We start from the raw sequence: 17,831 nt of genomic DNA, 5'->3' as shown, positions 1-17,831 counted from the left end.
TTTCAGCCTTCCCGTGAAAGTTTACCTGTTGCAAGATCCATCATCTGCTTATCATAAAATTCAAGTAATTCTATTTGAGCAATAGCCGGTTTAATTAATTGCATTTCTCTCGCGTATTTTGCAAGCGCGCTGCATTGCAAAGCGAGTGCCTCACAGCCAGCGCCATAATCGGCAATCAATTGAAATTGAATCGCCTGTGGCACGGGTGGCCCGGCATTACGGCCCGGCACACCAGAAGGAACAGACATAATTTGCACCGATAAAGGCCTTAATATTCCGGCCATAATATCAATCGCCGCATTCATTAATCTGGAACGGCGCAAACTCCCTAAAGGCTTTTGCCCAAAGTGCTGAATCATCATATGAAAAGTCAGCTCATGGCAGCCTTTATAAAAAATCATTAATTGCCTAGCGGCAGGATCAAGCACTGTATTACAACCGGGAGTCGGCTCTAATACAGGGTTTTTTAATACAGAAAATGCAGGCTCAAAAGGAATCTCGCTAGCCAGTAAAGTGCGGGATATCTCTCTTAATCGATTAAAATGGCTTTGAGCATAATGTGGAGAATCTACTGCTGCACCCTCGCCTTGTTCTGTTACAAAATCAATGGCAAACAGCGCACTTTCTCTATTGTTGACTTCTAACTGATAAGCAGGGAATTTCCTGTTGGTTAATTCATTTAAAAATAAATGATGTTCGCCGCTTGTTTTAGCCAATGGGGTAGTAAATAAATCCGGAATACTGACAAATGCCTTGCGAATTTCTGCATAAAAATCAGAAATTGATTTTCCTGTTGATGGAAAATAATGTGGCCATTCAAATCTAACAAAGCGAGCCAGCACATTTTCTGAAAAAGGTTCAAAAGAAAAATCTGTATCAAGACCAAAAGCTTCGGCGGCTTTAAGACCTAATACGGGCGTTCCAGGAAAAAATGGCTCGCCTAAAGACATCAGTAAATTATTCACAATCAGATAGTGGATCATTTCTTCATGGGCGATTTCCAGAATCGTACCGCGCCAGCCCGAATTATGCCGACGATCTGCCCCGCCACACACCAACGCCAATTGCTCAGCAGTCCATTTCTTGCTTGCAAGGAATTGCTCGCCCGCGGCAAAAGTCGGCAAAGAATAAGCCGCATATAAATATTGCAGCATAATAGATAGCTCTAAACTCACCGCCTGCTTTAATGCTTGGATTAATGCTTCTTTGCTGCAGATTTCGCTACTTTTTATCTCAGGGGCCAAAGCAATCTTTGCAGGCTCTGTAATAGCAGACGCTTCAACATTGCTTAAATACTTAAGAAATAATATTGATTTGGCATAAGACATTTCTCTGGTACTAGGCATGTAATAGCTTTTATCACGATTCAATGGATCACACATTTGCCACATCAAGCGAGCATAGGTTTCGCATTTGCACTGATCTGCCATGCTGAACACTTTATCCGCCATAAATGGGTAAATCAGCTCGTAATAACTCATTACTTGCTCATACAGAAAAGGATAGTCAACCTCCTTATCCGGCACCTCTAATAAAGCCCAATCATCAGAAAGTACACGCACCAGAATCTTGCCATGATGATCCCCTACAAAAACCTCGCTAACACCGGGTTTCTGGCTGACGATAGAAAGGAATGCAATCCCGCTTTCATTGCTTGAAATCGTCTGTAGTGAAGTACTAACAACCGCTTTATTCTCAATAAAAACACTAATATCTTTTTTTTCCTTAGGCACGCCACGAAAATAACTAAATATCTTGATGTCTTTAGAGAAAAAAGCATTATTTTTTCTGTCAGGCGCTTCTAAAGAAATCACATTCTCTTCTGCTTGAATCAGCCAATCTGACTCTACCCATTGATTGCCAATGCCACGCAGTATTAAAGAATCTTCAGCTGCATTATTTAATAAGGGCACATCAAAAACCCCGGCGCTTCCCCAGTATTGGCCATATACCGATTCAGAAATTCTTGCCAGTAAAACACCACCCTTGGTCCTTAGCTCTAATTCACCTAATGAATGCTTAGGGCCAAGAGGGTGAGTCAGTTGATTGCCACAAGCAGCATCACGGCGAGTAAAAGGAATACTGCAAGGCATGCTAATACTAGCCCAGTTATTTTGAATCTTGATCGCCACTGGGCCAAAGCCCTGAGTCTTATCAGGATATAACATCCTATCATTGGCAAAAGTCGCCATATCTTGCTTTAACCACAAACCAATACTGCCGCTTAAATCATAAAACACAGGTGTGTCTGGCTGTAGCGGAGTAGACATATTAAATACAGAATATTGAATACTCAGCCCAAGCACATCTTCTCTTTTTAGCTCTTGCTGTAAATAATCAATAAAATCTGATTTAAGCGAAAGCTGATTAAAAATAAAGTGTTCAGAATCCTTAGCCACAGAAAATTGAAACACCCTTGTCTTAGAAAATTCAGGTTCCAAGAAATGTGGCTGCTTTTCCTGAATATGATTCTCGCCATACCAGCGAACAGAATGAACGCAATCAATATCAGATGAAAATAAATAGGGGGCATTTGCCGTGGCAGCCGCTTCTTTTATACACAGCTGCCCGGCATAGATTTGCGAAGTATCATCCCGGCTTGGATCAATATCTACCCATCTTGCCCGGTTAAATGTGGTGCGCAAATACTCATTATAATGCCCCCATAATTCTACTTTACAAGCAAGTAGCGGATCATCATCCAGCAAAACACCCGGCTGTATTTGCAAAGCGGTAATCTGAGTGTTTTCCCAAGAAAAATGATTATTCCCTAAAAAATTATGCCCTGCTGCATGATTAAAAACACCTGCATCATCTGGCTGCCCCTGAAGATTAAATCTTGGTGGTAATTGCCTTAGGTACTGATGAAACTCTCTGGGGTGCTTTTTTAAATCAAACAATGTGCCATCTTGATAAACACTGTTTGTTGCAATGTCTAAAGTGCCGGCGATATTTCTATTGCCAGTTGGCACATTAAGCCGTGCAGCACCTTTAAAGTGAATACGTGGAAAATTCAGAATACTCATTAAGCATCAATACCAGTTTAAAATTAGAAAAAAAACCATTACATTTTCAAACAGATTCAAACAGAAATTAATTTATTTCTGCCGCTACTTTTTCTACATCTGATTTCTCTAATTGTTTTAAGATATGATCTGCTGCACTCCTTCCCGCAATAATCCCACCTTCCATCCAGCCACAGTGCGGGGTGTAAGCATCTGAAGTAGCAATCACTTTGCCATTATATTTTGATAAAACAGGAGGATGATCTGGTGATGTTTCTAAAGCAAACTCTACACCACTAGGCCAGTATTTGAACTTATTGCTTATAGGGCGTGGTAATTCTTTAATAGATATATTTAATGCTTTAGCAATTAAACCCATCACTGTATTTATATATTCATCCTCGCTTTTATTGGTTTCTTCCAACCAAAAATCAGCATAAGCACTATCAGTGTAAAAGAATATATATTTATCGCTTTTGAAATATATTTTTCGTAATGGGTTATCAACAATGGTTACTTTGTTTTCAAGCTCATAATCTTTCCACCATGGATGATCGAAAAATATAAAACCTTTAAATAATGGGATAGAGCCGTAGGAAAAATCACTCCAGCTATTTGGAAAATCTATATTAAGCGATGACATTGCTGTTGGAGGAAGAGCTAAAACGGTATAAGCACTATTGTGCCAAATTTCTTGCTGCTCTGATCCTGCAAACTCAAGCAGAGTATTGGCTGATTTTGTTTGGAAATTGATTAACTGGTGTTCAAAATAAAAATCGACACCCGATTTAGCAGCTTGCTGATACAGACTTTTAGCCAAAGCAGCAAACCCGTCAACTAAATTAAACCACTCATAACCTTCATTTTCTGAGAAGCACTGTATTTCTGGATGCTTTTCAATAATATCATATGCAATCTTAGGAGAGATTTGCGGAAGATATAATGAATCGTAGCCTAAAGCATTAATGATTGCGTGCGATTTTTCATGGCCCATATGCTGGCATAAAAATTGAAAGAATGATTCATTATGGCTACTTGCAATTTTTAGCTTTAATTGTGCCAGTATCTCTTTCAGGCCTTTATGCTGTGGATGAGGACAGACAATTTTAGTAAAAGGAAATACTTCTATTTCCTCTTTTAGCTCATTAAGCAACTGGGCAACATTAGGATGTAGGGCAGGAGAAAAACGCCCCGCCCCTAAATCAATACTAAAATCATCTACTTTAATTGAATGTGCCCGGCCACCAATCCTCTCTCCGTCTTCAAAAATACGAAGCGTGTAGTCTTTTGTTAATTTTGAGCCAGCCAGTTTCAATGCACAGCTTAGCCCTGATATTCCTGCACCTACTATAGAGATTACTTTGTTGTTTATCACAGTAAAATACCTCAATGTAAATAAAATGGAATATTTATTTTTTAGCATTTAATAAATAAATACTTAGAACTAAGCCATGCAAAATGAATTGAATGATCACTACCTTCTGCCTTAAAAGCCTAGTCATGCTTTAGACAGTCATATTCTGGCAACAAAAATTACAATTACTTCAGGCGTAGCAATACGGCAGTGCAGCAAGACCTAAAAATCTTGTGCGCTTTATTATTCAAAATGATTGTTTCACTTCCTTATTTAAAACTTTGCAAAACACATTGCCGTAAGAAATTTAGCAAAAAGCTTTCATGTTTATTACTTTAGAATAAAATAATAATGCATGAATGTAGATCAACAACGCGGCGATTGTAAACACAAGCCCGCAGTATTTTGTAAAGTTGTTGCAAATTTAACAAAAGATTAACAAAAGAAAACAGAAATATTACGTCAGCATGACGTATGCAAATAGAACAAACTGCTTAAAAAAACAAGATGAAAAGCATATTTATTACCGGCCACAGGCGCTCCCTCAGATCATCGCGCTATATAAAGCTCAAATTCAAGCGCCAGCTATAGATAAAAAACATCGCTGAAACATAGGGATAGACCATGCCGCTCTTGTACTACTGCGCATCGTTTTTTTGAAAAAGCAGCAATGCATGAAAGATGCCGCGCAGCGATGGCCCCTGCTACAGCGCCCCTTCATAGACTTGTATTAAAGGCTCAGCTTGAGTGATCTTGTAAGGAAGTACTTTGCGATCTTGAAAAGATTCGCAAACCAACTAAACACCCAAACACTTTTAGCCATTTCGTAACAAATATTCAATAGTTACAAAAAGATAAAAATAGCTTGGCCCTATCTCGCTATTTATTGTCATATTCATAAATAAATAGCATTAATAATTACAATTCAAAATTGTGATATTTATTTCGCATTAGATATTTATAGAATATTCACTCAACAAAAAACAAACCATCCACCTATAAGTTGCTGTTTACATAGCATTTATATATAAAAACACGCCACACTAAAAATAAAAAAACACTCGATCTACTCAAGAAAAATATTTTTTAATATCAAAAAAAACATACGTACCCAGCTAAGCCAATGATTGTCATAATATTTATTTTTAAAAGTTAAATTATTTTAATAAATAAAAAGAATATTGTTTTTCATCAAAATTTACGTAGTGCAAAACTATCAAACTACGTATACCTACTGAATTGACTAATGCTCAAGCCCAGCCAAAACAGCACACGCTACCGCAATCATTACCTCTTCTTTTCTTACCGTCTTGAGCACAAAACCAGCACGAGTAGCGTTTATTTAACTACGCACCGAGGGCTCTATCATGACGCAATCGTCCCATAAGCTAAGGCTAACCGCGCTCACTGCGATGGTGGTCGGATCAATGATTGGCGGGGGGATTTTTTCCCTGCCTCAAAATATGGCGCAAAGCGCCGGTGCAGGCGCCACGCTGATCGGCTGGGCGATCACGGCGGTGGGGATGCTGATGCTGGCATTTGTGTTTCAGACCCTTGCCAACCAAAAACCAGAATTAGATGCCGGTGTGTACGCCTATGCCAAAGCAGGCTTTGGTAATTACATGGGATTTTCATCCGCTTGGGGCTATTGGATCAGCGCCTTTCTGGGCAATGTCAGCTACTTTGTTTTGCTGTTTGGCACGCTGGGTTATTTCTTCCCCATGTTCGGCGATGGCAATACCGTTCCCGCCATTATCGGCGCATCCATTTTGCTGTGGTCAGTGCACTTTTTAGTCTTACGTGGCGTTAAAGAGGCGGCGTTTATTAACCAAGTCACCACCGTGGCCAAGATTGTGCCGCTGGTGATGTTTATTATTCTGGCCGCCGTGGCTTTTAAGCTGGATGTGTTCACCGCCGATTTTTGGGGCAAGGGCAATATCAAGCTAGGCAGTGTGATGGATCAAGTGCGCAATATGATGCTGGTCACCGTTTGGGTGTTTATCGGCATTGAAGGCGCGAGTGTCTATTCTGCCCGTGCCGAAAAACGCGCCGATGTGGGCCGCGCCACTGTGATTGGTTTTCTTAGCACCCTGCTACTGCTGGTGCTAGTGAATGTGTTGTCGCTTGGAGTGATGAGCCAGCCAGAATTAGCAGGGCTAAAAAATCCATCCATGGCCTATGTGCTGGAGCATATTGTGGGCCACTGGGGCGCGATATTTATCAGTATCGGGCTGGTGATTTCGCTACTGGGTGCTTTGCTCTCATGGACATTGCTCTGCGCCGAGATTTTGTTTTCAGCGTCCCGCGATAAAACCATGCCTCGCTTTTTGCACAAAGAAAACGCCAATGGCGTGCCAGCCAATGCACTTTGGTTATCTAACGGCGCAGTGCAAGTTTTCCTGATTATTACCCTATTTGCGGCCAGCACCTATACCAGCCTGCTGCTGCTCGCCACCTCGATGATTTTAGTGCCTTACTTCTTATCTACCGCTTACGGCGTAATGGTGGCTTACAAGGGGGACGGCTATGCGGAGCATGGTGGCAATCGCAATAAAGATCTGCTGATTGCGATGATTGCTGTGCTCTATAGCGTATGGCTGATCTACGCAGCCGGGGTGCAATTCTTACTGCTATCGGCCCTGCTGTATGCGCCCGGTGCCATTCTTTATACCAAAGCGCGTAAAGAAAACGACCAGATTGTCTTTACCACCATCGAAAAATTCATTTTTGCAGCCGCTGTCATCGGGGCCATTGCGGCGAGTTACGGCCTTTACACCGGTTTTCTAAAGCTTTAATAGGAGCTATGTGATGAGTACCGAAAATCTACAACTAGGCGTTCACTCTGAAGTGGGCATGCTAAGACGAGTGATGGTTTGCTCGCCAGGGCTGGCGCATATGCGGTTGACACCCAATAACTGCGATTCTTTATTGTTTGATGATGTGCTGTGGGTAAGCCAGGCCAAACGCGATCACTTTGACTTTGTGACTAAAATGCGCGAGCGCGGCGTGGATGTGATTGAGATGCACAATCTGCTCACCACCACCGTGGCGATTCCTGAAGCCAAAAAATGGATACTCGATCGCAAGATCACCGCAGATTTGGTTGGCATTGGTTTGCTGGAAGAAGTACGTAGCTGGCTGGATTCATTAGAGCCACGCCATTTAGCCGAATTCTTAATGGGCGGCGTAGTTGCCCCCGATTTGCCAGCAGATACGCCATCTGAAGTGCTAAGCATCTTCCGTGAAAACTTTGGAAATGCCAGCTTTATTTTGCCGCCGTTACCTAATACCCAATTTACCCGCGATACCACCTGCTGGATTTACGGCGGCGTAACGCTCAACCCAATGTATTGGCCAGCACGACGACAAGAGACCCTGCTCGTCACTGCTATTTATAAATTCCACCCTGATTTTGCCGCCGCCGATGTCAAAGTTTGGTGGGGAGACCCCGATGTCGATCATGGCAGCGCCACACTAGAAGGCGGCGATGTCATGCCAATTGGCAATGGCGTAGTCTTGATTGGTATGGGCGAGCGCACCTCGCATCAAGCCATTGGCCAAGTCGCCATGTCCTTATTTAAAGCCGGAGCCGTCGAACGAGTGATCGTAGCCGCCTTGCCAAAATCCCGCTCTGCCATGCATTTAGACACCGTATTCAGCTTTTGCGATCGGGATTTAGTCACCATTTTCCCTGAAGTAGTCAAAAAAATTGTCGCCTTCAGCCTACGCCCAGACGAAAGCAAGCCCAACGGCATCGACCTACGTCGTGAAAGTAAACCCTTCTTGGATGTCGTCGCCGAAGCGCTCAAATTACCCGCCCTGCGCGTGGTGCAAACCGGCGGTAATTCATTCGAAGCCGAACGCGAGCAATGGGACGACGGCAACAACGTCGTCGCCCTACAACCCGGCGTGGTTTTAGCTTACGACCGCAATATCCACACCAACACCCTGCTGCGCAAAGCCGGCGTAGAAGTCATCACCATCAGCTCCGCCGAACTAGGCCGAGGCCGAGGCGGTGGCCACTGCATGACCTGCCCAATTATCCGCGATCCGGTTGATTACTGATTGTTGGGCGTTTTTAGAAAAGATTGCAAAACCCAAATCTTGAACCACGGAGGGCACTGAGAACACGGAGTTTCACGGAGAAAACCTTCTGTGAAGGATAACGCTTGGTTTTATATAGGGTGTGCAAGTCGTTTTTCTTGCGCACCGCTCTCTGCGCTGCTACTTCGTCGTTGTATCCCCTATGAACTTTGCTCAGTAGCAGTCAGCGGACTCCTGCTCCTAAACACCGTGCCGAAGGCACTTAATAAAAGGATCGCTGCATCACCTCAGTAACTAACTAAAACGCTACCCCCATCCGGCATCCCCTGATGCCGCTTGGTCCATTTTGTATTTCTTTCGTTTTCTGGAGAAAATTATGTCCTTCAATATGCGTAATCGTAATCTGCTTAGCCTGATGCATCACACCACCCGTGAGCTACGTTATCTGCTGGATTTATCTCGGGATCTGAAACGCGCTAAATACACCGGCACTGAGCAGCAGCATCTAAAACGCAAAAATATTGCGCTGATTTTTGAAAAAACCTCCACCCGCACCCGCTGCTCCTTTGAAGTAGCCGCCTACGATCAAGGCGCAAACGTCACTTTTATTGACCCAAGCTCATCGCAGATTGGCCATAAAGAAAGCATGAAAGACACCGCCCGTGTGCTAGGCCGGCTATACGACGCCATTGAATATCGCGGCTATAGCCAGGAAATTGTGGAGGAACTAGCCACCTTTGCCGGTGTGCCCGTGTTTAACGGCTTAACCGACGAATATCACCCCACCCAAATGCTGGCCGACGTACTAACCATGCGCGAACACAGCGACAAGCCGCTGCACGATATCAGCTACGCCTATCTGGGCGACGCTCGCAATAATATGGGTAATTCCCTGCTATTGATTGGCGCAAAACTGGGTATGGATGTACGCGTTGCCGCGCCAAAAGCGCTGTGGCCACACGATGATTTCGTCGCCCAATGCCGCAAGTTTGCAAGCGAAACCGGCGCAAAAATCATGCTAACCGAAGACCCACTAGAAGCCGTAAAAGGCGTCGATTTTATCCACACCGATGTATGGGTATCGATGGGCGAGCCGGTTGAAGCATGGGCCGAGCGGGTCAAACAACTACTGCCCTACCAAGTCAACAGCGCCATGATGAAAGCCACTGGCAACCCACGTACAAAATTTATGCACTGCCTACCCGCTTTTCACAATAGCGACACCAAAATGGGCAAACAAATTGCCGAACAATACCCATTTTTAGCTAATGGCGTTGAAGTCACCGAAGAAGTGTTCGAATCCCCAGCCAACATCGCCTTCGAGCAAGCAGAAAACCGCATGCACACGATTAAAGCCATTCTGGTTTCAACCTTGGGGGATATTTAACCTTAGCTGCACTGATAGAACCCAAATCTTGAACCACGGAGGACACTGAGAACACGGAGGTTCACGGAGGAAAACAGGTTTGAAGTAAGCCTGTACATTTTGGGTTTTGAATATTTTCAAACGCAGTGATCTGAATAGTCATCGCAGCTCTCCGCAAGGGTTTAGAGCCCCCTTGAAACACGCCGGAGCGAGGAACAAACGGGGCGGGGTTTCGGCCAGGGAGCGAGGCAGCGAGCCAATCCCGCCTGCCGCCGACTCGATTGTCCGCAGCGCAGGGGCTTTCGTGTTTTTGAGGTTGCGGTTTTGCTTCCTTTCTTGGCCGTTCAAGAAAGGGAGTCCCCCGCGGGGATACCGCACCTAAATCAACGTGCCGCAGGCACTAAAAAGATCTTTTTGTATTTGCTAGCGTGTACAAGAAAACTCCGCCAGACATTGGCATAAAACGCTACAAAAACGGCGGGTTTCACCCGCCCTACGATGATTCAATGCTTGCAGACGTATAGCAGTAGCAGCCACTCAAAAATCAAGGTGCCGAAGGCACTAAAGATTGCGGTGTAAACCGCAATAAAGGATTCATTATGCGTATCGTCATCGCCCTAGGCGGCAATGCACTGCTTCGTCGAGGCGAAGCCATGAGTGCAGATAATCAACGAGAAAACGTCATCATCGCCGTCAAACAAATCGCCCGCGTTGCCCCAAATAATGAGCTGGTTATCGCCCACGGCAATGGTCCGCAAGTGGGGCTGCTCGCCTTACAAAATGCCGCCTACAGCCAAGTCAGCCCCTATCCGCTGGATGTATTAGGCGCCGAAACCGAAGGCATGATCGGCTATATGATTGAGCAAGAGCTGGGCAATCTACTGCCGGTCGAAACGCCATTCGCCACCATTCTGACCCAAGTAGAAGTCGACGCTGCTGACCCTGCTTTTAAAAACCCGACCAAGCCTATCGGCCCGGTTTATAGCAAGGAAGAGGCCGATAAGCTCGCTACCGAAAAAGGCTGGTCTATTGCCCCGGATGGCGACAAATTTCGCCGCGTGGTAGCCAGCCCAAGGCCTAAACGTATTTTTGAAATTCGCCCAGTAAAATGGCTGTTAGAGCACGGCACCATCGTGATTTGTGCGGGTGGCGGGGGGATTCCGACTTGCTACGATAAGGCAGGAAAATTGCACGGCATTGAAGCCGTTATCGACAAAGACCTCTGCTCCGCCCTGCTGGCAGAAGAGCTAAGCGCCGATTTACTGGTGATTGCCACCGATGTCAGCGCCACGTTTATTGACTATGGCAAGCCCACGCAAAAAGCCATCGCCAGCGCCCACCCCGATGAATTAGAACGCTTAGGCTTTGCCGCCGGATCAATGGGCCCCAAGGTGCAAGCCGCCTGCGAATTTGCCCGCAATACTGGCAAAGTAGCCGTCATCGGCTCGCTCAGTGATATCGAAGCGATTGTGCAAGGCACGGCAGGCACACGGGTTTCAATACAGGCAAGCGAGCTGAGCTACCATTGATTGCGTCCTTCACTTCTGCACCATAAGTATCTATATAAGTTGGATGTATTTGTTCCCCCCTTTGAAAAAGGGGGCTAGGGGGGATTTAGCACGGCATTACAAAAAGGCAGCAACTAATGCAAATCCTCCTCAATCCCCCTTTAACAAAGGGGGAAGCTACAGCTGAAGTACAGCCTAAACTTGTGTGGGAACCTATGTTTCCATGCCGTAGCGCAATGCGTTACGGCGTCTAAGCCGCCAGCAAACGCCCCAGCATCTCATCCGATTTTTGAAACTCCTGCCTTAACCAATCCAAAAACACTAAGCGCCGCTCGTCTTGGGCAAAGGGCTCTGCGGACAATACAACGTAGCTAGAGCCATCAGCCACCAAGCCATAGGGGGCAAGTAGCCGGCCATTTTTTAGTTCTTCTTCTATCATATAGGCCGACGCAATCGCCACGCCCAAGCCTGCCATTGCCGCCTGCAAGCTTAAATAAAAATGTTCAAAATATGAATTATGACGACTCGTCACCCCCTGCTGCGCCAGCACGCCCCAACGCGCCCAAGCATCCGGGCGAGTACGCGTGTGTAAAAGGCGACTCTGCTCAAAGTTAATCTGCCCATCTTGCCGCTGCTCGGGCACGCACACCGGCCCCACTTTTTCCTGCCCTATTTCTTCTGAGTAGCAATCTTTCCCCCAGTTGAAATCATTGCGCCTAATCGCTAGATCAATATGCCCGCCCTTAAAATCAACTACGCCACCCGCCGTAAATAAATGCAGCTGAATAGCCGGATAACGAGTATGAAAATCGCTTAAGCGAGGAATCAGCCAGCGCATGGCAATCGTTGGCTCACACGACACCACCAAGGGCCTATCGTAAGGATTTCCCTTGAGTTTTTGCAATGTAATCGCCAGCTGCGCCAGCATATCCTGACAGGTGTTTTTGAGTAGCTCACCTTCTCTTGTCAAAAAAATCGCCCGATTACGCCGCTCAAATAACAACACGCCAAGGCTTTCTTCCAGCTGCTTAATCTGGCGGCTTACCGCTCCCTGCGTCACAAATAACTCTTCTGAAGCGCGAATCAGGCTGAGATGACGTGCTGCGGCCTCAAATACCCGCAAAGCATTAAGTGAAGGAATTCGGATACTCATCGTTGACTTTTTCTCATTAATTTTATTGAGCATAAATCGATTTTACTGAACGAGCAAGATAGACAAAATAGTAGGAAGCTATGTGATAGCTGACGCGCAACTTCCATTAATCAATCTAAATGTGAAAAATAGGATTTTTAAATGCTGCAAATACCTTACCGTGATGACAAGCAGGCGTATTCAGATCTAGAGCAAGTACGTGCGCAAATTGCTCAGAAAAACTTCTGTTTTATCCCCGCAGAACGCGTCAAATCACTATTGCAACAACAGCAAGCTACGGCACTGCAAGATTGGGATGCATTTCAAAATAGCTGGTCTGATCTTTCTTTAGACACCTATATGGCAGACAACGGCAGCTATCGCAAACGCAGACACGCCACACTTAGCGCGCCAGCAGCAAGCCTAGAATGGCAAAAAGAAGCGCACCAGCCGCATTACCAAAGCTTAAATTACAATAATTTGAACGGTGGAATTGCCCGCCACTATGCACCCATCAGCGATGCGGTGATGCAAAGCCACAGCATGAATAGCTTGCTCACCTTAGCTTGCAATATTTTTGGCCAGCTGATGCCTGAGCATGACTGGCATATTGAAGCACATCAATTTCGCATCGAAGCCAATGCAGAGGAAGCAGGCCTGCCCACACCGGAAGGCGTGCATCGGGATGGCGTCAATTTTGTGATGATGCTGATGGTGCAGCGCTCCAATATGGTGAATGGCGCAACCACCATTTACGATCTCAATAAAAATCGCTTAGATCAATTTGTTTTGACCAATCCGCTAGACATGGCGCTTGTCAATGATGAGCAAGTCTTGCACGGCGTAACGCCCATTATGCAGCTCGATAGCGATCGGCTGGCTTCTCGCGATGTACTCGTTATTACCTTCCGCCGCAAAGCGCAATCCCCAATCACTCCCGATTGATATAAAGGATAAATCCAATGAACGAAATCTTCGCCGTCGCGCTTATCACCATTCTGGCCGTTATCAGCCCCGGCGCTGATTTTGCTATGGTCACCCGCAATAGCTATCTTTACGGCCGCAAAGCTGGTTTATTAGCCGCGCTGGGGATTGCCTTGGGCGTGCAAATCCATGTGATGTACACCATGTTGGGTGTAGGGCTGATCATTTCACAATCGCCAGCGCTGTTTACGGTGATCAAAATAGCAGGCGCTATTTACTTGATTTATATCGGCTACACCACCTTTACCAGCAAAAGTAAACTCGATATAGATCTGAGCGCTGATTCGGGTTTGAGCCCTTTTTCTGCACTAAAAAACGGCTTTCTAACCAATGTGCTTAACCCTAAAACGACTCTTTTTGTGGTGAGTACCTACACCCAGGTTGTTAACCCAAGCACCCCGCTGGCGCAGCAAATTGGCTATGGCTTATTTATGTCTTTAGCGCATGGCATTTGGTTTGCACTGGTAGCGCTATTTTTCTCTCACAAAACATTAAGATCCGCCATGATTAACGGGCAAAGTGTGCTCAATAAAATCATCGGTAGCGCCCTGCTTGGGCTGGGTGTATCACTTGCCTTTGCACCGCTCACACATTAGTCCGAAGTGCAGAATCACCCTGCTCTAGCAGGGCGATTCTCGCTCCTTTACGCCATTCACTTATCCATCCCAAGGGGCTAAAAAATGAAAATTGCATGTATCGATATGGAAGGGGTGTTGATTCCGGAAATGTGGCCGCATATTGCCGACTTTACCGGTATTCAATCGCTTGCCATTACCACCCGAGAAGAGCCGGATTATGTGCAGCTGGTGGCAAAACGAATCAGTATTTTGAATGAAAACCGGCTAGGCATTGCCGATATTGAATATATGATATCCAAGCTGGCCCCTCTGCCCGGCGCAATTGAATTCTTAAAGCAGCTGCAAAAACACTACCGTATTGTGCTGGTTTCCGATGCTTTTCAAGAAATGCTGCTACCGCTGTGGCATACACTGGGCCAGCCAGAGCTGCGCTGCCATCGCTTGATTTGTAAAGCCAACGGCCAGATTCGCCAAGCTCGTTTTAGCCGCGCACAGGGTAAGCATGAAGTGATCGAAGAATTTGCTGCGATGGGCGCCCGCACTCTGGCTGTGGGCGATGCTTTTAATGATCTCAGCATGCTGCGCAAAGCCACGCAGGGTTATTTATTTCGCCCCTCAGCAGAAACACAGCAAGCCGCACCCGACTTGCGCATCGCGCTAAGTTATCAGGATATTCTGGATGGCATTATGCTCGAGCATGGCAGTGCCTTATCGGTGAATTAAAAAGAACTCGGCGTATTGGCGCTAATCACTTCGGCAGCGCCAGCGCCGATATTGCGGAAACGATGCGGTAAATTGCTCGGAAAATAATAGCCATCCCCCGCCTGTAAAAGATGCACCTGCCCGGCAATGGTCAGCTCCATATGGCCGCTCACCAACACCCCACATTCCTGCCCCTCGTGCTGCAACATCTCGCTGCCGGTATCGGCCCCTGGCTGATATTGCTCACGCAGCAAGCCAATTTGCCTATCCGTAACTCCTGAGCCAACCAAATGCATTTGCACAGACGCATTGCCTAAATTGGGCTGCGTGCCTGCGGGGAAAATATAGCTGGGCACGACCATTTCTTGCTCAAAAGTAAAGAATTCCGCAAGGGACATCGGAAACCCTTCCAGCAGCTTTTTTAATGAGCTAATCGACGGGCTAACCCGGTTTTGCTCGATCAAAGACACTGTGGCATTAGTCACCCCGGCTCTTTTCGCCAATTCGCGCTGCGACAAAGCAAACCGCCCTCGCACCACTTTAAGCCTTGCCCCTACGTCCATTGGCTTCACCCGTTCAAAATAATCAACACGCTCTTAAAATATGTCATGCCCGCGCAATTAGCCAGAAAGGTTTCCATTCTTAAGCTACAGCACCACATAGCAAGCAAGCGAGGGTTTATCCAGCGTACAGGAAAATAATTACAGCCAAAATAACAGCAAAAACTTGTCAAATATAATTAACGAACTAAGCTTAAAACTATGTTGGATGGGCATAGTTATGCCCGATGCGCATCAAGTTAAGCGATTGCCATAACTGCAAACATTGAATCACCTTAGGGCGGGTGCTTACCCACGTATTTATTCAATATTGCTCGCGGGTTTCACCCGCCCTACGAAAAATGCACTGCATGCTATTGGATTTAATGATGCGTATGGGGAGGGAATAATTGATGCCCCCCAACGTATCACACGTACACCGAGGCCTATCATGACTCAGCCTATTATTGGGATTCCCTGCTGTCGCTGGTGGTTAAAAGACAGCCATTTTTTTCACCTTGCGGGTGAAAAATATATCCATGCTGCGTTGGCGGCCGGTGGCATTCCACTGCTGATTCCAGCCCTTGGCGACGCCAGCCAGATTGCGCAAATATTGACGACTCTTGATGGCCTGCTGCTGACCGGCAGCCAATCCAATATCGAGCCGCAGCACTACCACGGCAAGCTATTAGAAGGTGATTTTAACGACCCGCAAAGAGACGCCACCACCCTGCCGCTGATCCGTGCAGCGGTGGCTTTAGACATCCCCGTATTTGGAATTTGCCGGGGCGCACAAGAAATGAACGTGGCCTTTGGTGGCACGCTGGAGCAAGCCGTCCACCAGCAAACAGGCATGCTTGATCACCGCGAAAAAGACGGCAGCACCGATGAAATGTACGAGGAAGCACACGATATTCAGCTGATTGCAGGCGGCTTACTTGAGCAGCTCTACGGCCAGAGCACAGCCAGAGTGAACTCACTCCACCATCAAGGCGTGGCAAAACTCGCCGACAAGCTACAAGCCGAAGCCCTCGCCCCCGATGGCCTGATCGAAGCCTTCAGCGTAAAAAACACCGCCTTCGCACTCGGCGTGCAATGGCACCCAGAGTGGAAATTCCAAAACAACCCGCTATCGCTCGCCCTACTCGCAGGCTTTAGCACCGCCTGCAAAAAACGCCATTTGGCAAGGATGCTGAATCAATAGCGGGTGACTGGCAATGAAATAGTAAAACCCAAATCTTGAACCACAGAGGGCACAGAGAACACGGAGTTTCACGGAGAAAAACAGTTTAATTTTGTATACGCAAACAATGAAAAAACGTAATCACCACGGTCTCAGCGTGGGGCTTAAAAATCCCCTTGAAGCACGCCGAGCGAGGAACAAGCGGGCGGGGTTTCGGCGAGGACTGTTTGAGCGAAGCGAGTTCCGCAGCCGCCGCTCGATTGTCCGCAGCGAAGGGGTTTCGTGCTGGTCGGGGCGGCCTTCTTTTGGTTCTTTTCTTGGCCGTTCAAGAAAAGAACGCCCCCGCGGTGGCTACCGCTCCTGAATCAACGTGCCGAAGGCACTAAAAAAGGTCTTTTTGACTTTGGTTAGCGCATATGGGGTGAAACTCGCGAGTAATGCTAAAAAATACGCCGGTTTCACCCGCCCTACGGTTTTTCATTGATGCAATAAAACCCCAACACAACAAAGCCACCACCATGCCTAAACCCACACACCTAACGCTTCAAAGCCTCCAGCCAGCCAGCACCACCATGTGGGCGTTTGGGCTGGCGAAAATGGGCGTGCAACACGCCAGAAATTCCGCACAACCATTGCTCGTAAACATGATCGGCAAGCTGATGCAGGGCTGCTACTTTTTCATCCAGATGATGCAGAATCTGCGCCTCACTTTGCACCGAGCTTTGTCCCTGCCACTGCTGCAACACCTGCCTATCCTCGGCACACCACTGGCGAATACTTTGCGCCGTCACTTCCAGATGCGATTGCAAACCCAGATGCGGCCCCAGCGCAAAGCCCTTATTCATGCAGTAATAGCCAAACAGAGTGCGCTTAGCGCCGCGTGGCACTTCAAAAGTATCGAAGTGCCAGTGAAACATATCCAGCTCCCGCTTCTCGCCCATCCATTGGCGCGACTCGTCAAACTTGGTCACCAGCACTTTGCCCCAGCCGATCTGCGGCACCACATTACGACGTACCTGGCCCCCCAGGCTTTTGGATAGCAGCTGCCCGCCAAAACAATGGCCAAGAATGGGGCGCTCCAGCCTTAATGCATCTTTAAGCAAAGCCTCCTCTCTTTGAATCCAGGCCAAGCCATCATTAACACCCGCATTCGAGCCCAAAACCACCACGCCGCTAAATTCGGCAGCACAACGAGGAGGTGTATCCCCCGCATCAATGGCAAAAACACGGTAGGGAATAGCGTGCTTTTCTAAAAAAGCCTGTAAATAACCCGGCCCTTGAATGGCTTCATGACGACAGATTGCGATGGGTTTCACGACTGATTTCCAAAGGAGTAATCGACACCTCAAGCCTAAGTAATTAAAAGAAAAGAAACTGTAAAAACACACCTAGCCCGTATCAATTTTCTATAAAAATGCCCACTTCAAAACGGAGTC

The 17,831-nt window shown here is 46.7% G+C and carries 13 protein-coding genes; 8 read left to right on the top strand and 5 right to left on the bottom strand.

The features are described from left to right. Positions 1–2 precede the first annotated feature (2 nt). On the bottom strand, positions 3–3,026 hold the full coding sequence (gene vioB, locus ACFQNF_RS12200; RefSeq protein WP_380188227.1) for an iminophenyl-pyruvate dimer synthase VioB: 3,024 nt from the start codon (positions 3,024–3,026) through the stop codon (positions 3–5). 67 nt (positions 3,027–3,093) lie between these two features. Then, positions 3,094–4,428 carry a flavin-dependent violacein biosynthesis tryptophan-2 monooxygenase VioA gene (gene vioA, locus ACFQNF_RS12195; protein ID WP_380188226.1) on the bottom strand — a complete coding sequence of 445 codons (1,335 nt, stop codon included), beginning with the start codon at positions 4,426–4,428 and terminating at the stop codon, positions 3,094–3,096. A 1,298-nt stretch (positions 4,429–5,726) separates the two neighbouring features. Between vioA and arcD the strand changes: the two genes are divergently transcribed. From arcD to arcC, 4 genes are all read left to right on the top strand, one after another. Further along, positions 5,727–7,154, top strand: coding sequence for an arginine-ornithine antiporter (arcD, locus tag ACFQNF_RS12190; RefSeq protein ID WP_380188225.1), 1,428 nt, complete (start codon positions 5,727–5,729; stop codon positions 7,152–7,154). A gap of 13 nt (positions 7,155–7,167) precedes the next feature. After that, positions 7,168–8,424, top strand: coding sequence for an arginine deiminase (gene arcA / locus ACFQNF_RS12185; RefSeq protein ID WP_380188224.1), 1,257 nt, complete (start codon positions 7,168–7,170; stop codon positions 8,422–8,424). A 355-nt stretch (positions 8,425–8,779) separates the two neighbouring features. Then, entirely contained in the window at positions 8,780–9,790 is a 1,011-nt protein-coding gene (locus ACFQNF_RS12180; protein ID WP_380188223.1) for an ornithine carbamoyltransferase, read from the top strand. A gap of 578 nt (positions 9,791–10,368) precedes the next feature. After that, positions 10,369–11,298: a carbamate kinase gene (gene arcC, locus ACFQNF_RS12175; protein WP_380188222.1), complete on the top strand. Its 930-nt coding sequence runs from the start codon at positions 10,369–10,371 to the stop codon at positions 11,296–11,298. 229 nt (positions 11,299–11,527) lie between these two features. Here arcC and ACFQNF_RS12170 read toward each other — a convergent pair whose 3' ends face one another. Then, the gene (locus ACFQNF_RS12170; RefSeq protein ID WP_380188221.1) at positions 11,528–12,430 is read right to left on the bottom strand and encodes a LysR substrate-binding domain-containing protein; all 903 of its coding nucleotides are present in this window, start codon (positions 12,428–12,430) and stop codon (positions 11,528–11,530) included. A 141-nt stretch (positions 12,431–12,571) separates the two neighbouring features. Between ACFQNF_RS12170 and ACFQNF_RS12165 the strand changes: the two genes are divergently transcribed. The 3 genes from ACFQNF_RS12165 (at position 12,572) to thrH (ending at position 14,694) form a co-directional block, all read left to right on the top strand. Further along, positions 12,572–13,354, top strand: a complete 783-nt coding sequence (locus ACFQNF_RS12165) for a 2OG-Fe dioxygenase family protein (protein ID WP_380188220.1) — start codon at positions 12,572–12,574, stop codon at positions 13,352–13,354. Positions 13,355–13,371: 17 nt separating this feature from the next. Continuing rightward, positions 13,372–13,989, top strand: coding sequence for a LysE family transporter (locus ACFQNF_RS12160; RefSeq protein WP_380188219.1), 618 nt, complete (start codon positions 13,372–13,374; stop codon positions 13,987–13,989). Positions 13,990–14,073: 84 nt separating this feature from the next. Continuing rightward, entirely contained in the window at positions 14,074–14,694 is a 621-nt protein-coding gene (gene thrH / locus ACFQNF_RS12155; RefSeq protein ID WP_380188218.1) for a bifunctional phosphoserine phosphatase/homoserine phosphotransferase ThrH, read from the top strand. Here thrH and ACFQNF_RS12150 read toward each other — a convergent pair. Continuing rightward, the gene (locus ACFQNF_RS12150) at positions 14,691–15,236 is read right to left on the bottom strand and encodes a cupin domain-containing protein (protein ID WP_380188217.1); all 546 of its coding nucleotides are present in this window, start codon (positions 15,234–15,236) and stop codon (positions 14,691–14,693) included. The genes thrH and ACFQNF_RS12150 overlap by 4 nt on opposite strands. A gap of 427 nt (positions 15,237–15,663) precedes the next feature. Between ACFQNF_RS12150 and ACFQNF_RS12145 the strand changes: the two genes are divergently transcribed. Next, positions 15,664–16,416: a gamma-glutamyl-gamma-aminobutyrate hydrolase family protein gene (locus ACFQNF_RS12145; protein ID WP_380188216.1), complete on the top strand. Its 753-nt coding sequence runs from the start codon at positions 15,664–15,666 to the stop codon at positions 16,414–16,416. A gap of 515 nt (positions 16,417–16,931) precedes the next feature. Here the strand turns inward: ACFQNF_RS12145 and ACFQNF_RS12140 are convergent. Then, a complete protein-coding gene (locus tag ACFQNF_RS12140; RefSeq protein ID WP_380188215.1) occupies positions 16,932–17,711 on the bottom strand; it encodes a type 1 glutamine amidotransferase in 780 nt (259 codons plus the stop codon). Between the last annotated feature and the right edge of the window lie 120 nt (positions 17,712–17,831).

Origin of the sequence: Iodobacter arcticus (assembly GCF_042664895.1) — a bacterium.
Classification (GTDB): domain Bacteria; phylum Pseudomonadota; class Gammaproteobacteria; order Burkholderiales; family Chitinibacteraceae; genus Iodobacter; species Iodobacter arcticus.
Note: the sequence above shows the minus strand (reverse complement) of the source record. Positions and strands in the feature narration are given on the sequence as shown.